This window comes from Sabulicella flocculans (assembly GCF_045449635.1).
GTDB lineage: Bacteria > Pseudomonadota > Alphaproteobacteria > Acetobacterales > Acetobacteraceae > Roseococcus.
Window position 1 is genome coordinate 25,858 of sequence record NZ_JBJJBR010000012.1, and the last position, 24,081, is coordinate 49,938.

A 24,081-nucleotide genomic window follows, 5' to 3' on the forward strand; every position below is an offset into this window, starting at 1 on the left:
CTCAGCCGATCCGCGGCTGCGCGAGGCGCGAGGGCGCGACGCGCACCGGCACCGCCTTGTAGGCCGGGGTGTGGGCGCGCACGTCATGGTGGCCCAGCGGCACCAGGGGGTTGGCCTCGGGGAAGTAGGCGCCGCAGCAGCCGCGCGGGATGTCGTAGGGCACGGCGCGGAAGCCCTCCACCCGGCGGGCGTGGCCGTCCTCGATGGCGGTCTCGATGTCCACCGCCGCGTCGGCCTCCAGGCCCAGCGCGGCCATGTCCTCCGGGTGCATGAACAGCACCAGCCGCGTGCCGCGCACCCCGCGGAAGCGGTCGTGGTAGCCGTAAACGGTGGTGTTGAACTGGTCGTTGGAGCGGAAGGTGGTGAGCTGCAGGATGCCCGGCTGGTCCTGCGTGCCGGGCGCGCCGGCGAACAGGCGGGTGGGCAGCAGGAAGTTGGCCTTGCCGCTGCGCGTGGCCCAGCGGCGCTCCCGCGCGCCGAGCGGGCGGGGGAAGCCGCCGGGCTGGCCGATGCGCTCGTTGAAGCGCTCGAAGGTGGCGGGCCAGGTGGCCTCGATGCTGTCGCGCACCGTGGCGTAGTCCGCCACCCAGCCCTCCCACGGCACGCGCGGGTTGGGCGGCAGCGTGGCGCGGGCGATGCCGGCGATGATGGCGGGCTCGGACAGCAGGTGGAGCGAGGCCGGCTTCACCTGCCCGCGCGACAGGTGGAACTGCGCCACGCTGCTTTCCATGGACACGGCCTGCGGGCCGCTCGCCTGCTCGTCCACCTCGATGCGGCCCAGGCAGGGCAGCAGGTAGGCCACCTCCCCGTGCACGACGTGCGAGCGGTTGAGCTTGGTGGCCACCGCCACCGTCAGGCGCTGGCGGCGCCAAGCGGCCTCGATGCGCTCCTGGTCGGGGGCGGCGCGCAGCATGTTGCCGCCCAGCGCCACGAAGCCGCGCACCTTGCCCGCCACCATCGCCTCCAGCGCGGTGACGGTGGTGTAGCCCTCGTGGCGCGGCGCGCGGAAGGCGTACATCTCCTCCAGCCGGTCCAGCGGCGCCAGCTCGGGCTTCTCCGTGATGCCCACGGTGCGCTGGCCCTGCACGTTGGAATGGCCGCGCACCGGGCAGATGCCGGCGCCGGGCTTGCCGATGTTGCCGCGCAGCAGCAGCAGGTTGGCCAGCATCTGCACCGTCTCGACGCCGCCGACGTGCTGGGTCAGCCCCATGCCGTACAGCGCCATGCACGCCTCGGCCTGCGCGTAGCGGCGGGCCAGCGCCTCCATCTCGCCGCGGCCGAGGCCCGAGACGCGCTCCAGCTCCGCCCATTCCGCCGCGCGGCAATGGGCGGCGAACTCCTCGAAGCCGCTGGTGTGGGCGCGGATGAAGTCGTGGTCCAGCACGCGGGCGGACCCCGCCCGCGCCGCCGCCGCCTTGACGGAGAAGCCGGCGTCGTCCTCCGCCGCGCCTTCCAGCGCCGCGCGGTCCATCGGCGCGCCGCCGGCGGCGTCGTCCATCGCCACCAGCGCCTTGCACACGCCGGTCAGCAGCGCGAGGTCGCCGCCCACGCGCACCTGCAGGATGGCCTCGGAGATTTCCGTCTCCTCGCCCGTCAGCATCTCCTTGGGGGATTGCGGGTTGGTGAAGCGCTCCAGCCCGCGCTCGCGCAGCGGGTTGACGCTGATGATGCCCGCCCCGCGCTTCCGCGCCGCCTGGAACTGGTGGAGCATCCGCGGCGCGTTGGTGGCGATGTTGTGGCCGAGGTAGAGGATGAGGTCCGTCTGCTCGAAGTCCTGCAGCGTCACCGTGCCCACCGCCACGCCGATGCTTTCCGGCAGCGCGACCGAGGTCCCCTCGTGGCACATGTTGGAGCTGTCGGGGAGGTTGTTGGTGCCGTACAGCCGCGCCAGCAGCTGGAACATGTAGCACGCCTCCAGGCTGGCGCGGCCGGAGGTGTAGAACACCACCGAATCCGGCTCGCCCGCCATCGCTTGCAGCTCCCGCCCGATTTCGGCGAAGGCGCTTTCCCACGCGACGGGAAGGTAGCGGTCGGTGCCCGGGTCCCAGCGCAGGGGCGCCGTCAGGCGGCCGGCCTCCTCCAGCGCGTGGTCCGACCAGCCTTCCAGCTCGGTCATCGTGTGCTTGCCGAAGAAGTCGGGGTCCACGCGCTTGCGCGTCGTCTCCCACGCGGTCGCCTTGGCGCCGTTCTCGCAGTACTCGAAGGTCAGCGGCTCGGCCGGCTTGGCCCAGGAGCAGCTGACGCACATGAAGCCGTCGGGCTTGTTCTGCTTCTGCAGGGTCAGCGCGCGGGCCGGGATCTCCTCGCGCAGCAGGATCTCGCCCACCGAGCGCAGCGAGCCGTAGCCGCCGGCCGGGCCGTCATATTCCTCGATCTCTGGCTTCGCTTCGGGTCCGGACATCGGGTTGGCGCCCTCCCGAGCGACGTTGCTCGCACGGCAACGCCCCCTGGCCGGATGGGTTGCGGACGGCAACCCGCCGCGCTGGCCGCGCGTTCGCGGGGAAACGCCATCCCGGGAAGCCGAATCATGTCCTTGCTCCGCCGCCGCGCCCTGCTCGCGCTGCCGCTCGCTTGGCCCGCCACGGCCATGGCCGCCTGGGCCGACGCCGCCGCCGTGCTGGTGTTCCCCGGCGCCGCGCCGGGCACCGTGCCCGGCCAGCACGCCGAGGGCGAGGGCCACGCCGCCGGGCGCCCGCTGGGCCGCTTCGCCATCGCCGCCCCGCCGCTGGCGCTGCCCGGCACCCCCTTCGCCGTCGTGCTGCCCGAGGCGGCGCAGCTGCGCCGGCTGCTGCACGCCGGCCGGTGCGAGCTGGCCGCCCCCGCCCGCGCGGTGACGCTGGAAGGCCAGCGGCCGCTGGCGCTGGACGGCGCCTGGCTGCTGCGGCTGGACGCCGGCGCCCGGCCGGCGGGCGCGGCGGCCTGAGCGGCGCAACCGCCCCGCCGCCCGCCACGTTCGCCCGCCATCCTCCACCTCAGCAAGGGAGCCCCGCCATGCCCTGCCTGACCCGCCGCCGCCTCGCCGCGCTGATGCCCGCCATGCTGGGCGCCGCCGCCCTCGCCGCCCCCGGGGAGGCCGCCGCCGCCTCCCGCGCCGAGATCGACGCGGAGGTCGCGGTCGCGCTGCAGCGCCTGCGCGGCATGGACAACGCCGCGCCGCTGTTCCGGCAGGCGCGCTCCATCCTGGTGTTCCCGCGCATCATCCAGGGCGGCTTCATCGTCGGCGGCCAGTATGGCGAGGGCGCGGCCATCCAGGGTGGGCGCACCGTGGGCTACTACTCCATCGCCGGTGCCTCCTTCGGCCTGCTGGCCGGCGCGCAGAGCAGCGGGCTGGCGATGTTCTTCATGACGGACGACGCCATGCAGGCGCTGATGGCGGCCGAGGGCTGGGAGATCGGCACCGGCCCCTCCGTGGTGGTGCTGGACCGCGGCGTGCAGGCCAACGTGACGGCGACCACTCTGGCCGAGCCGGTCTACGCCATCACCTTCAACCAGCAGGGGCTGATGGCCGCGCTGGCGCTGAACGGCACCAAGATCAGCCGCATCCAGCCGGACTGAGGTCAGAAGCGCCAGCCGGCCAGCACGAACACCAGCAGCATGGCGGCCAGCCCCGCCGCGCCCTGGGCCACGTAGCGGCCCAGCGGCGTGCGCGGCGGCCGCGCGGCGCGCGGCGGGGCGAGGGCGTGGCGGCGCAGCGGCGGCCGTTCCGGGCGCGGCCAGCCGGCGCCCGGGCTGAAGGCCAGCGCCAGCGGCGGCGCGGCGGGCAGCGCGGCGCGCCAGCACGCGGCCGCGGCGCGGCGCAGGGCGGAAGCGGCGGCTCGGCGGGGGCTCATGCCGTGGGAACGTGCGCGCGCCATGCAGGTTGGCCCCGGCTCAGCGCAGCCGCGGCGCCACCCAGCGGCGGAAGCCCGGGCGATCGCCCAGCCGGGCGTACCAGGCTTCCAGCCGGGCGAAGCGCGGCATGCCGTCCACCCGCACCTCCTCGCCGAACCAGCGGCGGGCGAAGCAGCCCAGCACGAGGTCGGCCAGGGTGAAGGCGTCGCCGTCCAGGAAGGGGCGGCCATCCGCCAGCCGGGCGTCCAGGATGGCCCAGCAGGCGGCGCTGCCCTCCATCGCCGCGCGCACCGCCGCCATGTCGCGCCCGGCCTCGGGGGTGCGGACCATGCCCCAGAACAGGCCGCGCTCGGCGGGGGACAGGGTGGAAAGCTGCCAGTCCAGCCAGCGCTCGACGGAGGCGCGGGGGCCGGGCTGCGTGGGGTAGAGGCCGCGCGCGTCGCCGCCATGCAGCAGGCAGAGGTAGCGGCAGATGGCGTTGCTTTCCCACAGCTCCACTTCGCCCCCTTCCTCCGATGAATGGCGCAGGCTGGGGATGCGGCCATTGGGGTTCAGCGCGCGGTATTCGGGGGTGTCCACCACGCCGAACTCCATGCCGGCATCCAGGCGCTCATAGGCGGTGCCCAGCTCCTCGGCGCACCACAGCGCCTTGATGACGTTGATGCTGTTGGCGCGGCCGTAGAGGTTGATGGTCATGGCGTTCCCCGCTTCTCGAAGCGCCAGGGTGCCGCGCTGTCCTCGTTGGCGTCCAGCCGCAGCCGGTGCTCCAGCGGCGGGAAGGCGCGGGAGCGGCAGTCGGGCCGCTCGCACAGCCGGCAGCTCAGCCCGATGCCCACCCGGCGCGACAGGTCCAGCCCGTCGCCATAGACCACCTCATCGGCGCGGCCGACGTCGCAGCCCATGGCCACCACCTGCATCGGCGCCGGCTCGCCCCAGCGCGGGGAGGGGCCGTGGGTGGCGCGGGCGAAGCACAGGAAGGCGGCGCCGTCCTCCAGCTCCGCCACCTGCACGCGCACCTGCCCCGGCGTGCTGAAGGCGTGGTGGACCATCCATTTCGGGCAGTTGCCGCCGAAGCGCGCGAAGGGGAAGCCGGCGGCGGAGAAGCGCTTGGTGACGTTGCCCGCCGGGTCCAGCCGCAGGAAGAAGAAGGGCACGCCGCGCGCGCCTTCGCGCTGCAGGGTCGCCATGCGGTGCGCCGCCTGCTCGTAGGAGGTGCCGAAGCGCGCCGCCAGCGCCTCCACGTCGTGCCGCAGCGCGCGGGCGGCCGCCAGGAAGGGGGCATAGGGCATCAGCAGCGCCGCGGCGGCGTAGTTCAGCAGGCCGATGCGGATCAGCGCCGCCGCCTCCGGCGTGGTGGGCGCGTGGCCGGCCAGCGCCTCCTCCATCGCCTCGCGCCCTTCCAGCAGCAGCAGCTGGAAGGCCAGGCGGAAGCCGCGCCCCTCGCGCGGCAGGCTCTCGCTCAGCCACAGGCGGCGGGTGGCGGGGTCGAAGCGGCGGTCGGCCTCGGGCATCGGCACCACCTCCACGCTGACGCCGTGGGTGGTGCGCAGGCGCTGGGCGATGGCGTGGTTCATCTCGGCCGGCGCGGCGCCCATCAGCGCGCCCAGCGCCTCGGCGAAGGATTCCAGGGCGGGGAAGTGGTTCTGCCGCTCATGGAAGAAGTCGCGCGCCTCCTCGTTGGGCAGCAGCAGGCGGCGGCCGGAGGGCAGGGCGATGCCGCTGGCGTCCTCCCGCGCCACCCGCCAGGCGCGGTACAGCGCCAGCACCCCGCGCGCGGCGTTGGGCGCGGCGCCGGCCATCGCGCGCAGCTCCTCCTCCGGCAGGGCGTCCAGGCCCAGCACCGGGTCGCTCAGCACCTCGCGCAGCCCGGCCTCCAATTGCCGTTCCGCCTGCCCGGACAGCGCGGCGAGGTCCACCGCCAGCGCCTCCGTCAGCTTGATGAGGACGGCCGCCGTCACCGCGCGCTGGTCGTGCTCGATCAGGTTCAGGTAGCTCGCGGAGATGCCCAGCCGGGCGGCGAGGCCCTGCTGGGTCAGGCCGCGCTCGGTGCGCAGGCGGCGCAGGGTGCGCCCGATCAGCGGCTTGGACATGCGGCCCCCGGATTTACAGGCTTTACGGATTTGCAGTGCAGCACGTCGCGGGATTGACCATGTTGCGGCGCACACCGGCAGTTTAGGGGCGACATCCCGCGTTGCAATGTCAATTCTTCACCATGCCGATGACGAGCAGCGGCAGCGATTTGGAGACTGGACCATGCGACGCCTTCCCGAGATCACCTTCGCCCCCGATGGCGGTTCCGCCGGCGGCCCGGGCTACGACCCCGCCCGCTTCGAGGGCATCCGCCGCGACTACACCCCGGCCGACGTCGCGCGCCTGTCCGGCTCCTTCCGCGTCCAGCACACCCTGGCCGAGAACGGCGCGCGGCGCCTGTGGAACCTGCTGAAGACCGAGCCGCAGGTGACGACGCTGGGCGCGCTGACCGGCATGCAGGCGCTGCAGCAGGTGAAGGCCGGGCTGAAGGCCATCTACCTGTCCGGCTGGCAGGTGGCGGCGGACGCGAACTCGGCCGGCACCATGTACCCCGACCAGTCGCTGTACCCGGTGGACAGCGTGCCCAAGGTGATCGAGCGCATCAACAACGCGCTGCGCCGCGCCGACCAGATCGCCACGCTGGAGCGCCATGACGGCACCGGCGACGACCGCACCCACTACATGGCCCCCATCGTGGCGGACGCCGAGGCCGGCTTCGGCGGCGCGCTGAACGCCTACGAGCTGATGCGCGCGATGATCGCCGCCGGCGCCGCGGGCGTGCACTACGAGGACCAGCTGGCGAGCGAGAAGAAGTGCGGCCACCTGGGCGGCAAGGTGCTGGTGCCGATCTCCCAGCACATCCGCACGCTCAACGCCGCGCGCCTGGCCGCCGACGTGGAGGGCACCTCCACCGTGCTGCTGTGCCGCACCGACGCCGAGAGCGCGCAGCTGCTGACCTCCGACGTGGACGAGCGCGACCATCCCTTCATCTCCGGCGAGCGCACGCCGGAGGGCTTCCACCGCATCACCAAGGGCAAGGGCAAGGAATACGCCATCGCGCGCTCGCTGGCCTACGCGCCCTACGCCGACCTGCTGTGGTGGGAGACGAGCGACCCCGACCTGCAGGACGCGCGCGACTTCGCCGAGGCCATCCACCGCGAGTTCCCCGGCAAGATGCTGGCCTACAACTGCAGCCCCTCCTTCAACTGGCAGCGCAAGATGGGCGCCGACGCCGCGGCGAAGTTCCAGCGCGAGCTGGGCGCCATGGGCTACAAGTTCCAGTTCGTGACGCTGGCCGGCTTCCACAGCCTGAACCTGTCCATGTTCAAGCTGGCCCGCGGCTACGCCGAGCGCGGCATGGGCGCCTACAGCGAGCTGCAGCAGGCCGAGTTCGCGGCCGAGGCCGAGGGCTTCACCGCCGTGCGCCACCAGCGCGAGGTGGGCGTGGGCTACTTCGACGCCGTGGCCACCGCGGCGAGCGGCGGCCGCTCCTCCACCACCGCCATGAAGGACTCCACGGAGACGGCGCAGTTCCACCACGCCTGACCCGTGTTCCCCGGGGGCGGCGCCGGGCCGCCCCCGACCCCCATCAGACGCAAAAGGAGACGCCCCGATGAACCACGACGACCACGATGACGGCCTGGTGCATTCCCACAACTGGGGCCAGCCGCCCGCCCAGCCCTCCCGCGCGCAGGTGGCGGCGGCGATGAACGCCCACCCCGCCCAGGCGGAGCACGACGAGGGGCTGGACCACGGCCATGGCTGGGCCTGCGGCGAGCGCGGCCAGCCCGGCCACCGCTGAACCGCCGCGCGAAACGAGGCAGGGGAGGCCCCGTCGCCGGGGCCGCCCCTGCCGTGTCATGCCGCCGGGGCGGCGCGCCTCACTCGCCCGGGCGGGCCGCGGCGCCGTGCGCCGCGTGGCCGCGGGTCTTGTAGAGGCTGAACACGATGCCCCCCGCGATCAGCGCCAGGGTGACGCCCAGCGAGATGGCCGGGTCCAGCTTGCCCACGATCTGGTTCCAGAAGATCTTGGCGCCGATGAACACCAGCACCAGGGCCAGGGCGTACTTCAGGTACTCGAAGCGGTGCACCATGGCGGCCAGCGCGAAGTAGAGCGCGCGCAGGCCCAGGATGGCCATGATGTTGGCGGTGTAGACGATGAAGGTGTCGGTGGTGATGGCGAAGATCGCCGGCACGCTGTCCACCGCGAAGATCAGGTCGGCGATGTTGATCACCACCAGCGCCAGGAACAGCGGCGTGGCGGTCAGCGCCAGCTTGCCCGTGCGGCTGTCGGGCAGGCGGACGAAGAACCTCTGGTCGTGCAGCGTGTCCGACACCCGCATGTGCTTCTTCATGAAGCGCACCACGGGGTTCTTGGAGATGTCGGTCTCGCCCTCGGGCACCACCAGCATCTTGATGCCGGTGGCGATCAGGAAGGCGCCGAAGATGTAGAGGATCCAGGAGTACTCCTGCACCAGCGCCGCGCCGACGCCGATCATGACGCCGCGCAGCACGATGACGGCGATGATGCCCCACACCAGCGCGCGGTACTGGTACTTCCGCGGGATGGCGAAGTAGCCGAAGATCAGGCTGATCACGAAGACGTTGTCGATGGACAAGGCCTTCTCGATGAAGAAGCCGGTGAAGTAGGTGATGCCGGCGTGGGTGCCGTCGCTGGTGGTGATGTGGCCGGCATCGTAGGCCCACCAGATGGCGCCGCCGTAGAGCATGGCGAAGCCGATGTAGAAGGCCGAAAGCCACAGGGATTCGCCGATCCCCATCTCCTTGTCGGTCTTGTTCAGCACGCCGAGGTCGAAGGCGAGCAGCGCGACCACGATGGCCAGGAAGCCGCCCCACATCCAGAGCGGCTTGCCGACCCATTCGAGCGCCAGGAACTCCATGGAAGAATCATCCCCTTTTGGCGCACGGACGCGGGATCTCCCGTGCCGCGCGGTGTGGCAGAGAGATCCGACATCGCGCGACGGGCGGCCACGCCACCCGCCGGCGCCAGAGGGGCCCGGATCGAAGGCGGCATATGGAGCATTGCATTCACGCAATCAAGTGGAAATCTGAACCCTGGCTGAACCATTTTCCCCGTTGCGCCGGCAACGGGGGTTTCCCACATCCGGGCGGAACGGACCCTGCGTTTGCGCCCGGCGCGCCGCCGCATTAGGGTCCGGCCAACACCTCCTCACGGGATCGGGGCGCGACGATGGGTTCCTTCAGCATCTGGCATTGGTTGGTCGTCCTGCTGGTCGTCCTGCTGCTCTTCGGCGGCGGCAAGATCAGCGGGCTGATGGGCGACCTGGCCAAGGGCATCAAGTCCTTCAAGCAGAACATCAAGGAGGACGAGAAGGACGCCGCCATGACGGCCGAGGCCGCGCCGCCCGCCGCCGGCACCCTGCCGCCCGCCGCGGCCAGCACCGCCCAGCCGGCCGCGACCGCCACCACCACGGCCGGCACCACCACGCCGGGCCGCCCGGCCGCCTGAGGCCGATGGCCCCGCCGCTGCCCGCGGCGGCGGTGGAGGCCATCCGCGCCGCCGGCCGCCGCCTGGACGCGCGCGGCTGGGTCCCGGCCACCGCCGGCAACATCTCCGTCAGGCTGGGCGAGGGGCGCGTGGCCATCACGCGCTCCGGCTTCCACAAGGGCTTCATCCCCGAGGACGGGGTGATGGCGGTGGACCTGCGCGGCGCCCCGGAGGACCCGGCCCTGCGCCCCTCGGCCGAGACCGGGCTGCATTGCGGCATCTACCGCCGCTTCGCCGCGGCGGGCGCGGTGCTGCACGGCCATTCGGTGCCGGTCACCGTGCTGTCGCGCCTGGCGGGCGAGGCCGTCACCCTGGCCGGGTACGAGCTGCTGAAGGCCTTCCCCGGCCTGGCGACGCATGAATCCGCCATCCGCCTGCCGGTGCTGGACAACGACCAGGACATCGCGCGCCTGCAGTCCCGCGTGGAGGCATGCTGGGATGCCGGGGGCGCATCGGTTCCCGGCTACCTGCTGCGCGGCCACGGCGTATATGTGTGGGGCCGCGACATGCCCGAGGCGCTGCTGCGCCTGGAGGCGCTGGAATTCATGCTCGACTGCGAGCTTCAGCAACGGAGATTGCGATGAGCCGACTGACCGTGTGGGACGCCGCCACCAAGGCCGAGGTGCTGAACACCCAGGACCCGGCGGAGATCGCCGCCACCCTGGCCGGCATCGGCGTGCGCTTCGAGCGCTGGCCGGTGGCCGACATCCCCGCCCGCGCCGCGCCCGAGGCGGTGCTGGAGGCCTACAAGCCCCGCCTGGACGCCTTCCTGGCCGAGACCGCGGCCGGCACGGCCGACGTCATCCAGCTCACTCCCGACCACCCGATGAAGGGCGCCCTGCGGGACAAGTTCCTGAAGGAGCACACCCACACGGAGGACGAGGTGCGCTTCTTCCACTCGGGCGCCGGCAACTTCGTGCTGCACGTGGGCGGCAAGGTGTATGACGCGCATTGCACCACCGGCGACCTGATCTCGGTGCCCGCCAACGTGACGCACTGGTTCGACAGCGGCGACGCGCCGGACTTCACCGTGCTGCGCGTGTTCACCGACACCTCGGGCTGGACGCCGCACTACACCGGCACCGACATGGCGGAGCGCTTCCCGGTCGTCGTGGGCTGATGCCGGCGCGCATCCTCACCGACATCGAGGGCACCACCACCGCCATCGCCTTCGTCCACCGCACGCTGTTCCCCTTCGCGGAACGGGAGCTGGACGGCTTCCTGCGCGCCCACGCGGCGGAGCCCGAGGTGGCGGCGGCGCTGCGCGAGGTGCCGGGCGATGACAAGGCCGCGCAGCTGCGCGCCTGGATGGCCGCCGACGTGAAGGCGACGCCGCTGAAGGCCATCCAGGGCCTGATCTGGCGCCAGGGCTACGCCGAGGGCGCCTTGCGCGGCCACCTGTGGCCCGACGTGGCGCCGGCCCTGCGCGCCTGGCACGCCGCCGGGGTGCCGCTCGCGGTGTATTCCTCCGGCTCGGAGGAGGCGCAGCGGCTGCTGTTCCGCCATTCGGAGGCGGGGAACCTGGAAGGGCTGTTCGCGGGCTTTTTCGACACGCGCATGGGCGCCAAGCGCGAGGCCGCCGCCTACGCCCGCATCGCCGCCGCCTGGGGCGCCGCCCCGGCCGATGTGCTGTTCCTGAGCGACGTGGCGGAGGAGCTGGACGCGGCGCGCGAGGCCGGCATGGCGACCTGCCAGCTGGTGCGGCCGGAGGACGGCACCGCGGCCAGCGGCCGCCACCCCGTCGCCCGGGACTTCACCGAGGTTCCTTTCGCGCCCGCGAAGGGCTAAGCAACCGCCGCCCGCAGCGGAGGCCGCCGACCACATGCTGACGACCTACACCGTGACGGGCGGCGCCCTGTCCGTGCGCGAGGGCGAGCGCGACCCCGCCGCCCTGCGCGAAGCCGTCTGGCTGGACCTGCTGATGCCCAGCCCGGAGGAGGAGCGCGCCGTGCAGGCCGCGCTGGGCCTGGAGATCCCCACGCGGGAGGAGATGCAGGAGATCGAGAGCTCCTCGCGCCTGTACCGCGAGGGCGACGCGCTGGTGACCACGGCGAACTTCCTCTACGGCGCCGATTCCGGCGAGATGGGCTCCACGCCGATCTCCTTCGTGCTGACGCAGCACAACCTGGTGACGGTGCGCTACGCCACGCCCAAGGCCTTCCCGGTCTTCGCCGCGCGCTGCCAGCGCGCCCCCGCCCTGCTGGCGGCGCCCGACGCCACCATGTTCCACATCATCGAGCAGATCGTGGACCGGCTGGCCGACATCCTGGAGAAGGTGGGCGCCGACATGGACCGCGCCTCGCAGGGGGCGTTCCGCACCGCCCGCGGCCGCCGCGCCGTGACCCTGCGCGAGCGCGACCTGAAGGAGGCGCTGCTGACGCTGGGCCAGGTGGGGGAGGTGACGACGCGCGCCTCCGAGACGCTGCTGGGCCTGTCGCGCATCCTCACCTTCCTCACGGCGGAGAAGGCGGTGGCGATCCGCAAGGAGAACCAGGGCGCCATCAAGACCATCGTGCGCGACGTGCGCTCCCTGGTGGACCACGCGAACTTCCTGAACAGCAAGGCGACCTTCCTGCTGGACGCCGTGCTGGGCATGATCAACGTCGAGCAGAACGCCATCATCAAGACCTTCACGGTGGTGAGCGTGGCGCTGATGCCGCCCACGCTGATCGCCTCCATCTACGGCATGAACTTCGCGCACATGCCCGAGCTGTCCTGGCCCGTCGGCTACCCGCTGGCGCTGGGGCTGATGGTGCTGACCGCCGTGGGGCCGGTCTGGTACTTCAAGCGGCGGGGCTGGCTGTAGCGTCCTGCACGATGCGCCCGTCCTCCATCGCCACCACGCGGTCGGCGATGTCGAGGATGCGGGGGTCGTGCGTCACCAGCAGGATGGGCGTGCCCTCCTTCCTGGCGAGGTCGCGCATCAGGTGCACCACCTCCTGGCCGCTGCGCTTGTCCAGCGCCGCCGTCGGCTCGTCGGCCAGCACCAGGCCGGGGCGGCCCACCAGGGCGCGCGCCACCGCCACGCGCTGGCGCTGCCCGCCCGAGAGCTTGGCCGGCACCTTGTCCAGGTGGTCGGCCAGGCCCACGGCGCCCAGCATGGCGGCGGCGCGCTCCATCCGCGCGCGCTCGTCCAGGCTGCCGTCCAGCTCCAGCGCCAGGGCGACGTTCTGCCGCGCCGTCAGGAAGCCCAGCAGGTTGTGGTTCTGGAAGATGAAGCCGATGCGCCGGCGCAGCCGCACCCGCGCCGCCTCCTCCGCCCCGCGCAGCTCCTGGCCGAGCACGCGGGCGCTGCCGTCCTGCATGGCGCGCAGCGCGCCGATCAGCGTCAGCAGCGTGGTCTTGCCCGAGCCGGAGGGGCCGGTGAGGATCACGATCTCCCCCGCGCCGATGGACAGGTCCACCTGCCGCAGCACCTCCCGCCGCAGCTCCCCCTCGCCATAGGCGAAGGTGATGCCGCGCAGTTCCACGGGGTTCATCGCCGCGCGCCTTCCGGTCGCGCCGCAGTGGGCAGGACGCCCGAGGAGCGGCCCGCCAGCGCCGAGGCACCCGCGGGTCGCGCCAAGGCTTCGCCTTGGTGCGGGGAAGGCCACCCAGGACGAAGCCCCGGCCCGGCATGCGCGAAGCGGCATGGCCGCAGGCGGTCCGGCGACAAGGCGCTGGCGGACGGTGCGCCTGCCATCGGGGCCCCCATGGCGGTTTTGCGCAGCAAAACTGGCATGGGGCTAGAACATGTCCGCCGGGTTGGCGTCGCGCAGCTTGCGCATCGCCAGCAGCCCGGCGGCGACGCACATGCCGAAGATGAGCGCCAGCACGCCCAGCGCGCGCTCGGGGTACATCTCCAGCGGCAGGAAGGTGGCGCCGGCCACGAAGTCGTACAGCACCCAGGACAGGGCGAAGCCCGGCACGAAGCCCACCAGCGCCAGGATGACGGCCGCGCCCACCACCACCCGCGCCAGGTGGCCGTTGGAATAGCCCATGGCCTTCATGGTGGCGTACTCGCCCAGATGGCCGGCGATGTCGGCGAACAGGATCTGGTAGACGATGACCATGCCGACCACGAGGCCCATGACGGAGCCGAACACGAAGATGAAGCCGATGGGCGTGCTGTCCTCCCAATAGGCGCGCTCCTTCGCCACCAGTTCCGGGTGGGTCAGCACCAGCACGTCGCCGGGCAGCAGGGCGCGCAGCCGCGCCTGGGCGGCCAGCACGTCCTCGCCCGCGCGCAGCTTCAGCGCGACGAGGTCGGTGTTGGAGGCGGCGCGCGGCACCAGCCGGCGGAAGTTCACCTCGCTCATCACCGCGTTGCCGTCGGCGCCGAAGGAGGGGCCGATCTCCACCAGCCCGACCAGCTGCATCTGCCGGTGGCCGATCTGCACCTCGAAGGGGCCGTCACGCTCGAACAGCGCCGGCAGCGGGCCGAATTCGGGGCGCGAGCGGCGGTCGAAGGCGAAGGTGTCCGGGCGCGTCAGGTCGGCCGCCGCCGCGGCCAGCCCGGGGAAGGCCACCGCGCCCCCCGCGGCGTCGAGGCCGATGAGCTGCACGGCGCGGCGCGAGCCGCCCTCGGGGTTCCGCAGCGTCTGCTGGGCCAGGTAGACCGGCACGGCGCGTTCCACCGCCGGGTCGGCCAGGGTCTGCCAGGCGCGGGCGCGCGGCAGCGGCTCCGGCCGGAAGCTCGCCTGGGTCATCGGGTGCATCAGGAACAGGTCGGCGCGCATGCCGGCCAGCAGGTTGGTGGCGCTGTCGAACAGCGCGCCGCGGAAGCCCAGCTGCATGAACACCAGCACGGCGGCGAACATCACGCCCGCGATGGCGGTGAGGAGCTTGGCGCGGTCGGCGCGCAGCTGCCGCGCGGCCAGGCGCAGCGGCAGCCACAGCGCCGCCAGCGGGCCGGGGCCGCGCGGCGGCGCCGCCGCGGGGGCGGGCGCGGCGCCGGACAGCTCCGGCGCCCAGGGCAGCAGGCGCGGCGGCGAGATCTCGTTCATCGCGCCGCCGCCACGCGGGGCGCGCCCTCGGCCGGGACGTGCACCTGCACCTGCATGCCCGAGCGCCGGCGCAGCAGCGCCACCCCTTCCTCGCCCAGGGTCAGGCGCACCTCCACCGTGCGGGCGTCCACCGCCGCCACCGGGTCGCTGCCGGCCTGGGTGGTGCGGCGCACCGTCCAGCCCAGCTCGCGCACCGTGGCGGGCAGGCGGGCGGCCTCTCCGGGCACGATGACCTCGGCGCGCTGGCCGGGGCGCAGGCGGGGCAGGTCGGTCTCGAAGACGTCGGCCACCACGTCCAGGCGCGACAGGTCCGCCATCTCCAGCAGGCCGTCGCCGCCCACCTGGTCGCCGGGGCGGGCGAAGATGCGCAGCACCGTGCCGTCCACCGGGGCGCGCACGCGGGCCAGGGCGGCGTCGGCGCGGGCCTTGTCCAGCGCGGCCTGCATCTGCGCCACCCGGGCCTCGGCCAGGGCCACGTCCTCCGGGCGCGGGGTGGACAGGGTGGCGAGGTCGGCCTCGGCCTGGGCGCGCTGGCTGGCCAGCTGCAGGGCCAGGTAGCGGTTGCGCTCGGCCACGGCGGCGCTGCCGGCGCCGGTGGGCACCAGGGCGTCGGTGCGGGCGGCGTCGCGGCGGGCGATCTCCTCCTGCGCGGCCAGGGCGGCGATGCGGGCGCGCTGGGCCTGCACCTCGGTGGGGCGGCCCGCGGCGCGGGTGCGCTCCAGGCTGGCGCGGGCCTCGGCCAGCGCGGCCTCGGCCTGGGCGGCGGCGGCGTCCTTCTGGGCGGCATCGGCGAACTCGGCCAGCAGCTGGCCGGCGCGCACCTCCTCGCCCTCCGCCACCAGCAGGCGCTCCAGCCGCGTCACCGCCATGCCGCCGGGCTGGTTGAGCCGGCGGATGCGGCCCTGCGGCTCGACGCGGCCCAGGGCGCCGACGCCGCGCGGGGCTTCCACCACGGCGGCGGGGGCGGCGGGCGGCGCCTCGCGGGCGGTCCACCACCAGCCGCCGGCGCCGATGGCCAGGGCGGCGGCGCCGAGCAGCCAGCGCCGCCTCACAGCAGGGCCTCCAGCGCGGCGCGGATGCCGGGCAGGTCATCGGCCGGGGGCTCGCACAGGCGGAACAGGCGCTCGGCGAACAGGCCGTCGCTGGCGGCCATGATGGCCAGGGCGCGGCCGCGCTCCAGCCCATCGGCGATCATGCGGGCGCGCAGCCGGGCGAAGACGGCGCGCACCGGGTCCAGCAGGGCGGGGTCGTGGTGGAAGGCGGCCAGGAACACCGCCCCGGCGCGGTCATGCTGGGCGCAGACCGCCTCCGGGTGCTCGAAGGTCCAGTTCAGCAGGGCGCGGGTGGCGCGGTTGGGGCCAGCTGGGGTCTCGGCCAGCACGCGCTCGTAGTCGGCCTCCACGTGGTCGGCCAGGCGGTTCAGCGCGCCGGCCAGCAGCGCCTCCTTGGACGCGAAGTGGTAGAGCAGCCCGCCCTTGGAAACGCCGGCCTCGCGCGCCGCCGCCTCCAGCGTCAGGGCCGGCACGCCCTTGGCCATGACGATGGCCTCCACGGCGTCGAGGATGCGGGTGCGCGCGTCGGCGGGAGGGGCCAGTCCGTCCATGGCGCCCCATGTGGACCGGCTGGACGGTAAGTCAACCGTCCAGCCGGTTCATTCGCAGCGCACGGTCAGGCGAAGACGAGCGCGTCCCGCACGGTGGCCCAATCGGCGCCGAACAAGTGCAGCGTGCCCTCCCGGCTGAACAGCGACACCACGCCATTGCCAATGCCCACCCCGGCCAGATCGTCCACGCCCGAAAGCCCGGTGCCGCGCATGTCCAGCACCATGCCGGCCCGCGCATCCAGCACGATGTCCGTGCCCCAGCCGGCGCCGAAGACCAGCCGGTCCCCTCCGCCGGCCATGACCAGCAGGTCGTCGCCGGCGCCCCCCGCCAGCACGTCGTCGCCGGCCGCGCCGAGGAGGGTGTCTTTGCCCTCGCCGCCGGACAGGGTGGAGCCGAAGGCGGCGTTGGCGACCAGGATCTGGTCGCCCGCCCCCGCGGAAAGGATGCGCGCCGCGCCCATCAGCAACGCGGCCTCCAGGTGCTCCGGCGCCACCCAGCCATCCACGGCCACCCCGGCCAGATCCTGCCCGCCGCCGGCCAGCTCCACCACCGCGTCGCCGGCGTCCGCGACGACGTAGAGGTCGTCGCCCGCGCCGCCCTCCATGCGGTCGGCGCCGCCGCCGCCCAGCAGCGTGTCGTCGCCGCCCTGGCCCAGCAACGTATCGGACCGCCCCGCCTGGCCGAACAGCGTGTCGTTCCCGGCCCCGCCGGTGAGGGTGACGCCGGCATCGGCGAAGCTGGCCAGGGTGCGGCCGGCTGCCCCCTGCATGCTGAGCGACTGCGCCGCCCCGGCGAGGATGCCCACCTCGATCTCCGCCGCGAGGGTCCAGGCCGTGCCGCCCTGGAAGAAGGCGGTGTCGTGGCCCGCGGCATCCGTGACGACCGTTCCGGCGCCGCTGACGTAGTAGAGGTCGTCGCCGGCGCCGCCGTCCAGGCTGTCGGTGCCGCCGCCGCCGACCAGGGTGTCGTTTCCGTCGCCGCCCAGCAGCGTGTCGGCGCCGCTGCCGCCCATCAGCGTGTCGGCCGCCGCGGTGCCGACCACGGCAAAGGTGCCAGGGACGAACCAGGAAGTGGCGAAGGCGTCGTCGTCCGGCGTGCTGACATGGATCACCAGGTCGAGCGCGCTGACGGACAGGGAATCATCCAGGTCAAGCACCAGCCACCCGCCGCCCGCCCCGCTGCCCTGCCAGTAGACGCCGAAGGCGGCGAGGCCCGGCGCCAGCTCCGGCAGCGCCAGGCCGATCGCTGGCGGGGAGGCGACCGCCGCCAGCACCCCCGCGACCTTCAGCGCGCTCCCGAGGAAGTCGCCGCGCCCGGGACTGGGCAGGGCCAGCAGGTCGCCCTCGGCAGGCCGGAAATCCATGACGATGCGCGGCAGGGGGGTGGGGGCGAGGAAGCCGGCAAGGGACAGCTGCAGCCCGGCGAGGATGAAGAGATCCGCCCCCGCGCCGCCCGCGGCCAGGAAGCTCCAGGCGCTGACGGTCAGGGTGTCGTCGCCCGCGTCGCCGAACAGCGCCGCCGGCATCATGGGCTGTGCGAGGAGGCCGGTGATGGAAAGCCGGTCGTTGCCCTCGCCGCCGAACAGCGTGTCGCCCTCGTAGCCGGCCAGGGTGTCGTTGCCGCCCCTGCCCATGATCATCTGCGAAGAGGAATCGAAGGGGATGGTGGTGATGTCGTCGTCGCCCTCGGTGCCGAGGGTGAGGGGGGCGAAAACATACTGTGTCATGCGGCGCGTCTTCGGCGATGGGGCGGGGCGCAGCCTAGCCAGCACCCCGGGGGGCCGCCAATTGACGGGCGGTCAACGCCCCTCGTCGCCAGAGCTATCGCCCCAGCGCCCGCCACCGCGCGACATTGCGGTTGTGCTCCTCCAGCGTGCGGGCGAAGGCGTGGCCGCCGGAGCCATCGGCGACGAAATACAGGAACTCGGTGCTGGCCGGCTGGGTGGCGGCCTCCAGCGCGGCGCGGCCGGGCATGGCGATCGGCCCCGGCGGCAGGCCGCGGATGCGGTAGGTGTTGAAGGGGTGGTTGGCGTCCAGCTCGGCGCGGGTGATCGGGCGCTCCAGCGGCAGCCCGCCGGTGGCGGCGTAGACCACCGTGGGGTCGGATTGCAGCGGCATGCCCCGCCGCAGCCGGTTGACGAAGACGCTGCCCACCTGCGGCCGCTCGCCCGCCACCCCGGTTTCCTTCTCGATGATGGAGGCCAGCACCAGCGCCTCGCGCGGCGAGCGCAGCGGCAGGTCGGGGGCGCGCCGGGCCCAGGCCTCGGCCAGGGCGGCCTCCATCGCCGCCTGGGCGCGGCGCACCAGGGCCGCCCGCGCCTCGCCCAGTTGGAAGCTGTAGGTCTCGGGCAGCACGGAGCCCTCGGCGATGGGCGGCACCTCGCCGCCCAGCCCCTCGGCGCGCTCCAGCAGCGCCGCCACCTGCCGGGCGGACAGCCCCTCGGGGATGGTCAGGCGGCGCTGCACCGGGCGCGCCTCGCGCAGGATGGACAGCAGGTCGCGGATGGAGGCGCCGGCCGGCACGGCGAACTCGGCGGCGCGCAGCGGCCCCTCGCCGCGGGTCAGCAGGGCGGCCAGGGCGAACAGCCGCGGCTGGTCCAGCGCGCCGCGCTCGGCCAGGGCGGCGGCGATGACCTCCGTCCCGCCGCGCGGCACGGCGACCGTCGCGGCCTCGCGCAGCGGGCCTGGGGCGTGGACGGCGCGCCAGGCCAGCGCCGCGGCGGCCCCCGCCGCCAGCAGCAGCACCAGCGGCAGGAGCAGCAGCAGCCGGCGCATCAGCCCCGCCGCGTCGCCCCGGTCCAGGCGATCTCGCCCGGGGTGTCGCAGGCCTGGCACAGCGGCTTCCAGCGGTTGTGCTCGGCCCCGCAATGGCCGCAGCGCCACAGCGGCGCGGCGGGGGCGGCGGCGGCCTGGCGCAGCCACTCGCCCTCGCCCTCCTCCACGCCGTCGGCGCGCTCCACCTGCGCCATCAGCTCATGGGCGCGGCGGTCGGCGTCGCCTTCCTCCAGCCAGGCGCCCAGCTCCTGCCGGGCGCGGCCGGTCAGCCCGGCCTGCAGCGCCACCTGGGCGCGCAGCAGCCGGCTCTCGGGGTGGGCGGCGGTGGCGCGGGTCAGCTCCTCCACCAGCTTCACCCGGCGGGTGGGGTCGGCCTCCTCGGCCACCCAGGCGGCGCCCAGGTCGGGGTGGGGCTGGGCGTTCCAGGCCTGCTGCAGGACCGCCCGCGCCCGGCGCGGGCTGCCGGTGTCGGTCAGGCGCCGGGCATGGGCCACGGCGGCGGGGGTGAAGGCGGGGTCGGCCATGAAGGCCTGTCGCTCCAGCTCCGCCGCCTTCAGCGGGTCCTCCTCCTGCCCGGCGGCAGCCAGGGACAGGGCGGCGCGCGGCGCCTCCGGCCCGGCCAGGGCCAGGGCCTCGCGCCAGTCGCGGCGGCGGATCGCCACCTGGGAGCGCTCCTGCGCCAGCCAGGCGGCGCCGGGCTCCAGCGCCTGGGCCTCGGCGGCGATGCGCTGCGCCGCCTCCCAGTCCTGCCGCGCCTCGGCCTGGCGCAGCAGGCCGCGCAGGCCGAGGAACCGGGCGTCGTCGCGCGCCGCCAGCGCCTCGAAGGCCTCCGTCGCCCCGGCTTCGTCGCCCGCCAGCCGCGCCGCCTCGGCGGACAGCAGGAGGAGCTGCGGCGAATCGCCGGCCAGGATGCGGGCGCGGTTCACCTCGATGCGCGCCGCCTCGCCCCGCCCGGCGGCCAGGGCCACCAGCGCCAGGGTGAGGGAGCGGTCGGCCTGCGCGCGGTCGCGTTCGGCCCGGGCGGCGCGGCGGCGCGCCGGCCAGCCGCGCAGCCAGGAGACGGCGCGCAGCAGCGCGTGCAGCAGCGCGAACAGCAGCGCCAGCGCGGCCAGCGCGGCGGGCAGCGAGACCCCCACCACCCAGTCGCGCCAGCGGATCTCCATGGTGCCGCCCAGCCCGGCCAGCCACAGGATGGCGGCGACGCCGAGCGCGAGGACGAGCAGGACCTTGAGGGCGGCGCGCATGGCCGTTCAGCCCTCGCCCAGGCGGCGCAGGGCGCCGCGGGCGGCCAGCAGGGACTGCGCCTCCTCCGTCCAGGGGCGCAGCGCCTGGCGCGTGCCCTCCGGCAGGGTGGCGAGCTGCGCCAGCGCGCCTTCCAGGTCGGCGGCGTCCAGGGCGCGGCGCGCGCGCTCGATCACCGCCTCGGCGGCGTCGCCGAACACCACCTCCTCGCCGCGGCGGATGGTGAGCACGGAGGACAGGCGGCCCAGCGTGTCGGTCGGCGTCACCCGCGCGCGGGCCTCGCGCACCGCTTCCTCGAAGCGGGCGCGCAGGCCGGCCTCCGTCGGCGGCGCGGCCAGGGCGAAGCGCTGCAGCTCCGCCGGCAGGGCGTCGCCCAGCCGGGGCAGGGCGGGCGAGAGCGGGCGGCCAGCATCCAGCAGGCCGCGCGCGGCGGCGACGGCGGCGATGCGCTCGCCGCGCTGCTGCGCCTGCACCACCCGCGCCTCGATGGCGGCGATGCGGCGGGCGGCCTCCTCCTGCGCGGCGCGGGTGGCGGCGGCGCTGGCCTCCGTCACCCGGCGGATCTCGGCGCCCAGCGCCTCCTGGGCGCGGCGGGCCTCGGCGGCGGCGTTCTCCAGCAGCTGGCGGGCGGCGGCCTCGCGCTGGGTGGCTTCGGCGCGCAGGGTTTCCAGGGCGCGGGCGGTCTCGGCGCGGGCGGCGTCCAGCGCGGCGCGCGGCGCCGCTTCCTCGCGCAGGGCGGCCAGGCCGCGGGCGGATTCGGCGCGCACGCCCTCCAGCGCCTCGCGCGCCGCGCGCTCGCGCTGCTCCAGCGTGGCCAGGGCGGCGGGGAGCTGCTGCGCCAGGGTGGCCATCGCCCGCTCCTGCGCGCCCAGCCGCGCCTCGGCGGCCTCCAGCGCGGCGCGGATGCCGGCGTCCAGCTGGCCGAAGCGCTGGGCCAGGGCGTCGCCGGCCTCGCGCAGCACGGAGCCGGTGGCGGCGCGCAGCTCGGCGATGGCCTGGGTGGCCTCGGCGCCGCGGCGCTCCAGCGCCTCCAGCCGGGCGGGGTCGGCCTCCGGGCGGGCTTCCAGGGTGCGCAGCCGCTCCTCCAACAGGGCCAGGCGGTCGGGGGCCGCGGCGGGGGCCAGCGTGGCGACGGCAGGCGCCGCCCCGGGGGGCGCCCCGTTGGGCGCGGTGGAAGGCGCGGCCGCCGTCGGGGCGGCGGGCGCCTCCACGCGCGGGGCCGGGGCCTCGCGGCCCAGCGTCAGCCACAGCAGCGCGGCCAGCAGCACGGCGCCGGCCGCGCCCAGGGCGATCCAGGCCGGGTCGAGGGTGGAGGGCTTGCGGGTCGTCTCGGTCATGGGCGCGGCAGCAGCTCCAGCATCGCATCCGGGTGGGGGCGGGGGGCGACCAGCACCTCCCGCCATGGCACGGTGTTCAACACGGCAGCGACGCGCGGGCTGATGGCGATGGCGGAGATTTCGCGCCCCGCCCCCGCCAGCCCCGCCCCTTCCAGCAGCCGCAAGGCACAGGTGGCGGAACGCGGCGAGAAGAACAAGGCCTGTCCCACCCGCCCCGCCGCCAGCGCGTCCCGCGCCGCCGGGGGCAGCGCCGCCGCCTCCCGCGCCGCGTAGACGGCCCGCCGCACCACCCGGAAGCCACGGGCGCGCAGCGCCGCCGCCAGTTCCAGTGAATAGCCGCGCCCGCAGGCCAGCCCCAGCGCCCCGGCGGCGGGGTCCAGCGCCGCGCCGACCTGCCGGGCCAGGGAGGCGGCGTCGCCCTCCGCCGCCCGGACCCCGGCGAAGCCCTGCGCGCGGGCTTCCGCCGCCGTGCCCTCGCCCACCGCCCAGACCGGGACGGGCCAGGGCGCCAGCGCGCGCGCGGCGGCGCGGGAGGGCAGCAGCAGCGCCTGCACCGGCGGGAAGGGCCGGGCGGGCAGCGGGGCCAGCACCAGGGCGGGCGCGGCGATGGCCGCGCGGCCCAGCGCTTCCAGCCGGGCGCAGGTCTCGGCGCAGCCGGGCTCGGGCCGGGTCACCAGCACCGCGCCGGCGCGGTGCTCAGCCAAAGATGTCGGCGGGGCTGTCGGCGCGCAGCTCCTCGCCCAGGGCGCGGCCGATGCGCGCGGCGTCCGCCGCCAGCCCCCGCACGGAGCGCTTGAGCAGGAAGGTGCCGTCGGCGCGGGCCACCAGCCCGGTGAGGTGCAGCGTGCCGTCGGGCAGCAGCCGCGCATGCCCGCCGATGGGGGTGCGGCAGGAGCCGTCCAGCGCCGCCAGCAAGGCGCGCTCGGCCTGGGAGACGGCCTTGGCCTCCCGGTCCTCGATGCCCGAGAGCAGGTCCAGCAGCTCGCCATCCGCCGCGCGCACGGTGACGCCGACGATGCCCTGGCCGGCGGCGGGCACCATCGCCTCGGGGTCCAGCACCACGGTGGCGCGGTGCTCCAGCCCCAGCCGCCGCAACCCGGCGAGCGCCAGCAGGGAGCCGTCCACCTCGCCCGCCTGCAGCTTGGACAGGCGGGTCTGCACGTTGCCGCGGATGGTGGTGCAGCGCAGGTCCGGCCGCGCCGCCAGCAGCTGCGCCTGCCGCCGCAGCGAGGCGGTGCCCACCAGCGCCCCGGCGGCGAAGGCGCCGAAGGGGGCGGCGGGGTCGCCGGCCTCCGTGCCCTCGGGCAGCACCAGGGCGTCGCGCGCGTCCTCGCGCCGCAGGGTGCAGGCCAGCACGATGCCGGGCGGCAGCTCGGTTTCCAGGTCCTTCAGGGAATGCACGGCGAAGTCCACCCGGCCGTCCAGCAGCGCCTCGTGGATCTCCTTGGCGAACAGGCCCTTGCCGCCGATGTCGGCCAGGCGGCGGTCCTGCACCTGGTCGCCGGTGGTGGCGATGGCGTGCTCCTCGAAGGCGTTGACGCCGCGCAGCACGGGGCAGAACTTGCTGATGATGCCCAGGAAGTGCCGGGTCTGCCACAGGGCGAGGGGGCTCTGGCGGGTGCCGACGCGCAGGGGCAGGGCACGGAGGCCCTTGTGCGGCCGGGCGGTTGCGGTGGACATGCGCGCGTCATAGAGCCACCGCGCGATGAACGAAACCCGACCCCACGCATCGGAGCCTTTCCTGGGCGTCGAGTCCTCCTGCGACGAGACGGCGGCGGCGGTGCTGGACGGGCAGGGCCGCGTGCTGGCCGAGGCGGTGTGGAGCCAGACCGCCGAGCACACCCGCTTCGGCGGCGTGGTGCCGGAGGTGGCGGCCCGCGCCCACCTGCAGCGCCTGCCCGCCATGGTGGCCGGGGTGCTGGCGCAGGCCGGGCTGCGGGTGGCCGACCTGTCGGGGGTGGCGGCCACCGCCGGGCCGGGGCTGATCGGCGGGCTGGTGGTCGGCGCCTCCTTCGCCAAGGGGCTGGCGCTGGGGGCGGGGCTGCCCTTCATCGGGGTGAACCACCTGGAGGCGCACGCGCTGACCGCGCGCCTGCCCGGGCTGTTTCCCGAAGCGCCGGCCTTCCCCTACCTGCTGCTGCTGCTGTCGGGCGGGCATTGCCAGTGCGTGGCGGTGCACGGGCTGGGCCGCTACGAGCGGCTGGGCACCACGCTGGACGACGCGGTGGGCGAGGCCTTCGACAAGTCGGCCAAGCTGCTGGGCCTGCCCTGGCCGGGCGGGCCGCACCTGGAGCGGCTGGCGGCCACCGGCAATGCCAAGGCCGTGCCGCTGCCGCGCCCGCTGCTGGGGCGGCCGGGCTGCGACTTCTCGTTCAGCGGTCTCAAGACCGCGGTGGCGCAGGCGGTGGCCAGGGGGGCCGCCCCGGCCGACGTGGCCGCCGCCTTCCAGGCCAGCGTCGCCGCCGTGCTGGCCGACCGCGCGCGCCGCGCCCACGCGATGCTGCCCGGCGCCACGGCGCTGGTGGTGGCCGGCGGCGTGGCGGCCAACGCGGCGGTGCGCGCCGCGCTGGCCGCCGCCACGCCGCTGCCCCTGCTGGCGCCCCCGCCGGCGCTGTGCACGGACAACGCGGTGATGGTGGCCTGGGCCGGGCTGCTGCGCCTGGCGGGCGGGCAGCGCGACGGCATGGCGCTGGCCCCGCGCCCGCGCTGGCCCATGGCGGAAATGCAACCTCCCGCCGCTTGATGGGC

25 protein-coding genes are annotated in these 24,081 nt (G+C 75.0%); 10 read left to right on the plus strand and 15 right to left on the minus strand.

Annotated features, from left to right (window positions below; translation table 11 throughout):
• Position 1: 1 nt before the first annotated feature.
• On the minus strand, positions 2 to 2,401 hold the full coding sequence (locus ACI6QG_RS12245; RefSeq protein ID WP_407024849.1) for an FdhF/YdeP family oxidoreductase: 2,400 nt from the start codon (positions 2,399 to 2,401) through the stop codon (positions 2 to 4).
• Between the two features lie 126 nt (positions 2,402 to 2,527).
• On the opposite strand from ACI6QG_RS12245, the gene ACI6QG_RS12250 reads away from it, so the two are divergent.
• Together ACI6QG_RS12250 and ACI6QG_RS12255 are read left to right on the plus strand one after the other, a co-directional pair.
• Positions 2,528 to 2,923 (plus strand): hypothetical protein, encoded by a 396-nt coding sequence (locus ACI6QG_RS12250; RefSeq protein ID WP_407024850.1) that lies wholly within the window; start codon positions 2,528 to 2,530, stop codon positions 2,921 to 2,923.
• Between the two features lie 68 nt (positions 2,924 to 2,991).
• On the plus strand, positions 2,992 to 3,555 hold the full coding sequence (locus ACI6QG_RS12255) for a lipid-binding SYLF domain-containing protein (protein ID WP_407024851.1): 564 nt from the start codon (positions 2,992 to 2,994) through the stop codon (positions 3,553 to 3,555).
• Between the two features lie 2 nt (positions 3,556 to 3,557).
• Here ACI6QG_RS12255 and ACI6QG_RS12260 read toward each other — a convergent pair whose 3' ends face one another.
• Genes ACI6QG_RS12260 through ACI6QG_RS12270 form a run of 3 tightly spaced genes read right to left on the minus strand, consistent with a single transcriptional unit; the run spans position 3,558 to position 5,921 of the window.
• Complete coding sequence (locus ACI6QG_RS12260) at positions 3,558 to 3,830, minus strand: hypothetical protein (protein WP_407024852.1); 273 nt, start codon at positions 3,828 to 3,830, stop codon at positions 3,558 to 3,560.
• A gap of 40 nt (positions 3,831 to 3,870) precedes the next feature.
• Positions 3,871 to 4,527 carry a glutathione S-transferase family protein gene (locus ACI6QG_RS12265; RefSeq protein ID WP_407024853.1) on the minus strand — a complete coding sequence of 219 codons (657 nt, stop codon included), beginning with the start codon at positions 4,525 to 4,527 and terminating at the stop codon, positions 3,871 to 3,873.
• Entirely contained in the window at positions 4,524 to 5,921 is a 1,398-nt protein-coding gene (locus ACI6QG_RS12270; RefSeq protein ID WP_407024854.1) for a helix-turn-helix domain-containing protein, read from the minus strand. The genes ACI6QG_RS12265 and ACI6QG_RS12270 overlap by 4 nt, the downstream gene beginning before the upstream one ends.
• 163 nt (positions 5,922 to 6,084) lie before the next feature.
• Here ACI6QG_RS12270 and aceA point away from each other — a divergent pair, with 163 nt between their 5' ends.
• A complete protein-coding gene (gene aceA, locus ACI6QG_RS12275; RefSeq protein WP_407024855.1) occupies positions 6,085 to 7,407 on the plus strand; it encodes an isocitrate lyase in 1,323 nt (440 codons plus the stop codon).
• Positions 7,408 to 7,474: 67 nt separating this feature from the next.
• The gene (locus tag ACI6QG_RS12280; protein ID WP_407024856.1) at positions 7,475 to 7,663 is read left to right on the plus strand and encodes a hypothetical protein; all 189 of its coding nucleotides are present in this window, start codon (positions 7,475 to 7,477) and stop codon (positions 7,661 to 7,663) included.
• A gap of 79 nt (positions 7,664 to 7,742) precedes the next feature.
• Here ACI6QG_RS12280 and ACI6QG_RS12285 read toward each other — a convergent pair whose 3' ends face one another.
• Positions 7,743 to 8,762 carry a TerC family protein gene (locus tag ACI6QG_RS12285; RefSeq protein ID WP_407024857.1) on the minus strand — a complete coding sequence of 340 codons (1,020 nt, stop codon included), beginning with the start codon at positions 8,760 to 8,762 and terminating at the stop codon, positions 7,743 to 7,745.
• A 311-nt stretch (positions 8,763 to 9,073) separates the two neighbouring features.
• On the opposite strand from ACI6QG_RS12285, the gene ACI6QG_RS12290 reads away from it, so the two are divergent.
• The 5 genes from ACI6QG_RS12290 to ACI6QG_RS12310 are packed head-to-tail and all read left to right on the plus strand — an operon-like array spanning position 9,074 to position 12,197.
• Positions 9,074 to 9,352 (plus strand): twin-arginine translocase TatA/TatE family subunit, encoded by a 279-nt coding sequence (locus ACI6QG_RS12290; RefSeq protein WP_407024858.1) that lies wholly within the window; start codon positions 9,074 to 9,076, stop codon positions 9,350 to 9,352.
• A 5-nt stretch (positions 9,353 to 9,357) separates the two neighbouring features.
• Positions 9,358 to 9,975 (plus strand): methylthioribulose 1-phosphate dehydratase, encoded by a 618-nt coding sequence (locus ACI6QG_RS12295; RefSeq protein ID WP_407024859.1) that lies wholly within the window; start codon positions 9,358 to 9,360, stop codon positions 9,973 to 9,975.
• Positions 9,972 to 10,511, plus strand: coding sequence for a 1,2-dihydroxy-3-keto-5-methylthiopentene dioxygenase (locus ACI6QG_RS12300; RefSeq protein WP_407024860.1), 540 nt, complete (start codon positions 9,972 to 9,974; stop codon positions 10,509 to 10,511). Before ACI6QG_RS12295 ends, ACI6QG_RS12300 begins: the two co-directional genes overlap by 4 nt.
• Positions 10,511 to 11,179 carry an acireductone synthase gene (mtnC, locus tag ACI6QG_RS12305; RefSeq protein WP_407024861.1) on the plus strand — a complete coding sequence of 223 codons (669 nt, stop codon included), beginning with the start codon at positions 10,511 to 10,513 and terminating at the stop codon, positions 11,177 to 11,179. Before ACI6QG_RS12300 ends, mtnC begins: the two co-directional genes overlap by 1 nt.
• 34 nt (positions 11,180 to 11,213) lie before the next feature.
• Positions 11,214 to 12,197: a magnesium transporter CorA family protein gene (locus tag ACI6QG_RS12310; RefSeq protein WP_407024862.1), complete on the plus strand. Its 984-nt coding sequence runs from the start codon at positions 11,214 to 11,216 to the stop codon at positions 12,195 to 12,197.
• On the opposite strand, the gene ACI6QG_RS12315 is transcribed toward ACI6QG_RS12310, so the two are convergent.
• The 10 genes from ACI6QG_RS12315 to hemC all read right to left on the minus strand — a co-directional run bounded on the left by ACI6QG_RS12315 (position 12,175) and on the right by hemC (position 23,013).
• Positions 12,175 to 12,870 (minus strand): ATP-binding cassette domain-containing protein, encoded by a 696-nt coding sequence (locus tag ACI6QG_RS12315; protein WP_407024863.1) that lies wholly within the window; start codon positions 12,868 to 12,870, stop codon positions 12,175 to 12,177. The genes ACI6QG_RS12310 and ACI6QG_RS12315 overlap by 23 nt on opposite strands.
• 246 nt (positions 12,871 to 13,116) lie before the next feature.
• On the minus strand, positions 13,117 to 14,376 hold the full coding sequence (devC, locus tag ACI6QG_RS12320) for an ABC transporter permease DevC (RefSeq protein ID WP_407024864.1): 1,260 nt from the start codon (positions 14,374 to 14,376) through the stop codon (positions 13,117 to 13,119).
• Positions 14,373 to 15,428 carry an efflux RND transporter periplasmic adaptor subunit gene (locus ACI6QG_RS12325; RefSeq protein WP_407024865.1) on the minus strand — a complete coding sequence of 352 codons (1,056 nt, stop codon included), beginning with the start codon at positions 15,426 to 15,428 and terminating at the stop codon, positions 14,373 to 14,375. Before ACI6QG_RS12325 ends, devC begins: the two co-directional genes overlap by 4 nt.
• Entirely contained in the window at positions 15,425 to 15,979 is a 555-nt protein-coding gene (locus ACI6QG_RS12330; RefSeq protein ID WP_407024866.1) for a TetR/AcrR family transcriptional regulator, read from the minus strand. Before ACI6QG_RS12330 ends, ACI6QG_RS12325 begins: the two co-directional genes overlap by 4 nt.
• A 65-nt stretch (positions 15,980 to 16,044) precedes the next feature.
• Positions 16,045 to 17,706, minus strand: coding sequence for a hypothetical protein (locus tag ACI6QG_RS12335; protein ID WP_407024867.1), 1,662 nt, complete (start codon positions 17,704 to 17,706; stop codon positions 16,045 to 16,047).
• A gap of 94 nt (positions 17,707 to 17,800) precedes the next feature.
• A complete protein-coding gene (gene mltG / locus ACI6QG_RS12340) occupies positions 17,801 to 18,754 on the minus strand; it encodes an endolytic transglycosylase MltG (protein WP_407024868.1) in 954 nt (317 codons plus the stop codon).
• Positions 18,754 to 19,998 (minus strand): heme biosynthesis HemY N-terminal domain-containing protein, encoded by a 1,245-nt coding sequence (locus tag ACI6QG_RS12345; RefSeq protein ID WP_407024869.1) that lies wholly within the window; start codon positions 19,996 to 19,998, stop codon positions 18,754 to 18,756. Before ACI6QG_RS12345 ends, mltG begins: the two co-directional genes overlap by 1 nt.
• 6 nt (positions 19,999 to 20,004) lie before the next feature.
• Entirely contained in the window at positions 20,005 to 21,333 is a 1,329-nt protein-coding gene (locus ACI6QG_RS12350; protein ID WP_407024870.1) for a hypothetical protein, read from the minus strand.
• Entirely contained in the window at positions 21,330 to 22,037 is a 708-nt protein-coding gene (locus ACI6QG_RS12355) for a uroporphyrinogen-III synthase (protein WP_407024871.1), read from the minus strand. The genes ACI6QG_RS12350 and ACI6QG_RS12355 overlap by 4 nt, the downstream gene beginning before the upstream one ends.
• The gene (gene hemC, locus ACI6QG_RS12360) at positions 22,030 to 23,013 is read right to left on the minus strand and encodes a hydroxymethylbilane synthase (RefSeq protein WP_407024872.1); all 984 of its coding nucleotides are present in this window, start codon (positions 23,011 to 23,013) and stop codon (positions 22,030 to 22,032) included. The genes ACI6QG_RS12355 and hemC overlap by 8 nt, the downstream gene beginning before the upstream one ends.
• Before the next feature lie 25 nt (positions 23,014 to 23,038).
• On the opposite strand from hemC, the gene tsaD reads away from it, so the two are divergent.
• On the plus strand, positions 23,039 to 24,076 hold the full coding sequence (gene tsaD / locus ACI6QG_RS12365) for a tRNA (adenosine(37)-N6)-threonylcarbamoyltransferase complex transferase subunit TsaD (RefSeq protein ID WP_407024873.1): 1,038 nt from the start codon (positions 23,039 to 23,041) through the stop codon (positions 24,074 to 24,076).
• The last annotated feature ends 5 nt before the right edge of the window (positions 24,077 to 24,081 follow it).

What these genes read in the sequence shown, in the direction of transcription:
- ACI6QG_RS12335 (WP_407024867.1), bottom strand. Translation starts at nt 17,706, where the DNA reads ATGACACAGTATGTTTTCGCCCCCCTCACCCTCGGCACCGAGGGCGAC.
- ACI6QG_RS12260 (WP_407024852.1), bottom strand. Translation starts at nt 3,830, where the DNA reads ATGAGCCCCCGCCGAGCCGCCGCTTCCGCCCTGCGCCGCGCCGCGGCC.
- ACI6QG_RS12350 (WP_407024870.1), bottom strand. Translation starts at nt 21,333, where the DNA reads ATGACCGAGACGACCCGCAAGCCCTCCACCCTCGACCCGGCCTGGATC.
- aceA (WP_407024855.1), top strand. Translation starts at nt 6,085, where the DNA reads ATGCGACGCCTTCCCGAGATCACCTTCGCCCCCGATGGCGGTTCCGCC.
- ACI6QG_RS12270 (WP_407024854.1), bottom strand. Translation starts at nt 5,921, where the DNA reads ATGTCCAAGCCGCTGATCGGGCGCACCCTGCGCCGCCTGCGCACCGAG.
- ACI6QG_RS12290 (WP_407024858.1), top strand. Translation starts at nt 9,074, where the DNA reads ATGGGTTCCTTCAGCATCTGGCATTGGTTGGTCGTCCTGCTGGTCGTC.
- devC (WP_407024864.1), bottom strand. Translation starts at nt 14,376, where the DNA reads ATGAACGAGATCTCGCCGCCGCGCCTGCTGCCCTGGGCGCCGGAGCTG.
- ACI6QG_RS12280 (WP_407024856.1), top strand. Translation starts at nt 7,475, where the DNA reads ATGAACCACGACGACCACGATGACGGCCTGGTGCATTCCCACAACTGG.
- ACI6QG_RS12295 (WP_407024859.1), top strand. Translation starts at nt 9,358, where the DNA reads ATGGCCCCGCCGCTGCCCGCGGCGGCGGTGGAGGCCATCCGCGCCGCC.
- mltG (WP_407024868.1), bottom strand. Translation starts at nt 18,754, where the DNA reads ATGCGCCGGCTGCTGCTGCTCCTGCCGCTGGTGCTGCTGCTGGCGGCG.
- tsaD (WP_407024873.1), top strand. Translation starts at nt 23,039, where the DNA reads ATGAACGAAACCCGACCCCACGCATCGGAGCCTTTCCTGGGCGTCGAG.
- ACI6QG_RS12345 (WP_407024869.1), bottom strand. Translation starts at nt 19,998, where the DNA reads ATGCGCGCCGCCCTCAAGGTCCTGCTCGTCCTCGCGCTCGGCGTCGCC.
- ACI6QG_RS12310 (WP_407024862.1), top strand. Translation starts at nt 11,214, where the DNA reads ATGCTGACGACCTACACCGTGACGGGCGGCGCCCTGTCCGTGCGCGAG.
- ACI6QG_RS12330 (WP_407024866.1), bottom strand. Translation starts at nt 15,979, where the DNA reads ATGGACGGACTGGCCCCTCCCGCCGACGCGCGCACCCGCATCCTCGAC.
- ACI6QG_RS12250 (WP_407024850.1), top strand. Translation starts at nt 2,528, where the DNA reads ATGTCCTTGCTCCGCCGCCGCGCCCTGCTCGCGCTGCCGCTCGCTTGG.
- ACI6QG_RS12300 (WP_407024860.1), top strand. Translation starts at nt 9,972, where the DNA reads ATGAGCCGACTGACCGTGTGGGACGCCGCCACCAAGGCCGAGGTGCTG.
- hemC (WP_407024872.1), bottom strand. Translation starts at nt 23,013, where the DNA reads ATGTCCACCGCAACCGCCCGGCCGCACAAGGGCCTCCGTGCCCTGCCC.
- ACI6QG_RS12245 (WP_407024849.1), bottom strand. Translation starts at nt 2,401, where the DNA reads ATGTCCGGACCCGAAGCGAAGCCAGAGATCGAGGAATATGACGGCCCG.
- ACI6QG_RS12315 (WP_407024863.1), bottom strand. Translation starts at nt 12,870, where the DNA reads ATGAACCCCGTGGAACTGCGCGGCATCACCTTCGCCTATGGCGAGGGG.
- ACI6QG_RS12285 (WP_407024857.1), bottom strand. Translation starts at nt 8,762, where the DNA reads ATGGAGTTCCTGGCGCTCGAATGGGTCGGCAAGCCGCTCTGGATGTGG.
- mtnC (WP_407024861.1), top strand. Translation starts at nt 10,511, where the DNA reads ATGCCGGCGCGCATCCTCACCGACATCGAGGGCACCACCACCGCCATC.
- ACI6QG_RS12265 (WP_407024853.1), bottom strand. Translation starts at nt 4,527, where the DNA reads ATGACCATCAACCTCTACGGCCGCGCCAACAGCATCAACGTCATCAAG.
- ACI6QG_RS12255 (WP_407024851.1), top strand. Translation starts at nt 2,992, where the DNA reads ATGCCCTGCCTGACCCGCCGCCGCCTCGCCGCGCTGATGCCCGCCATG.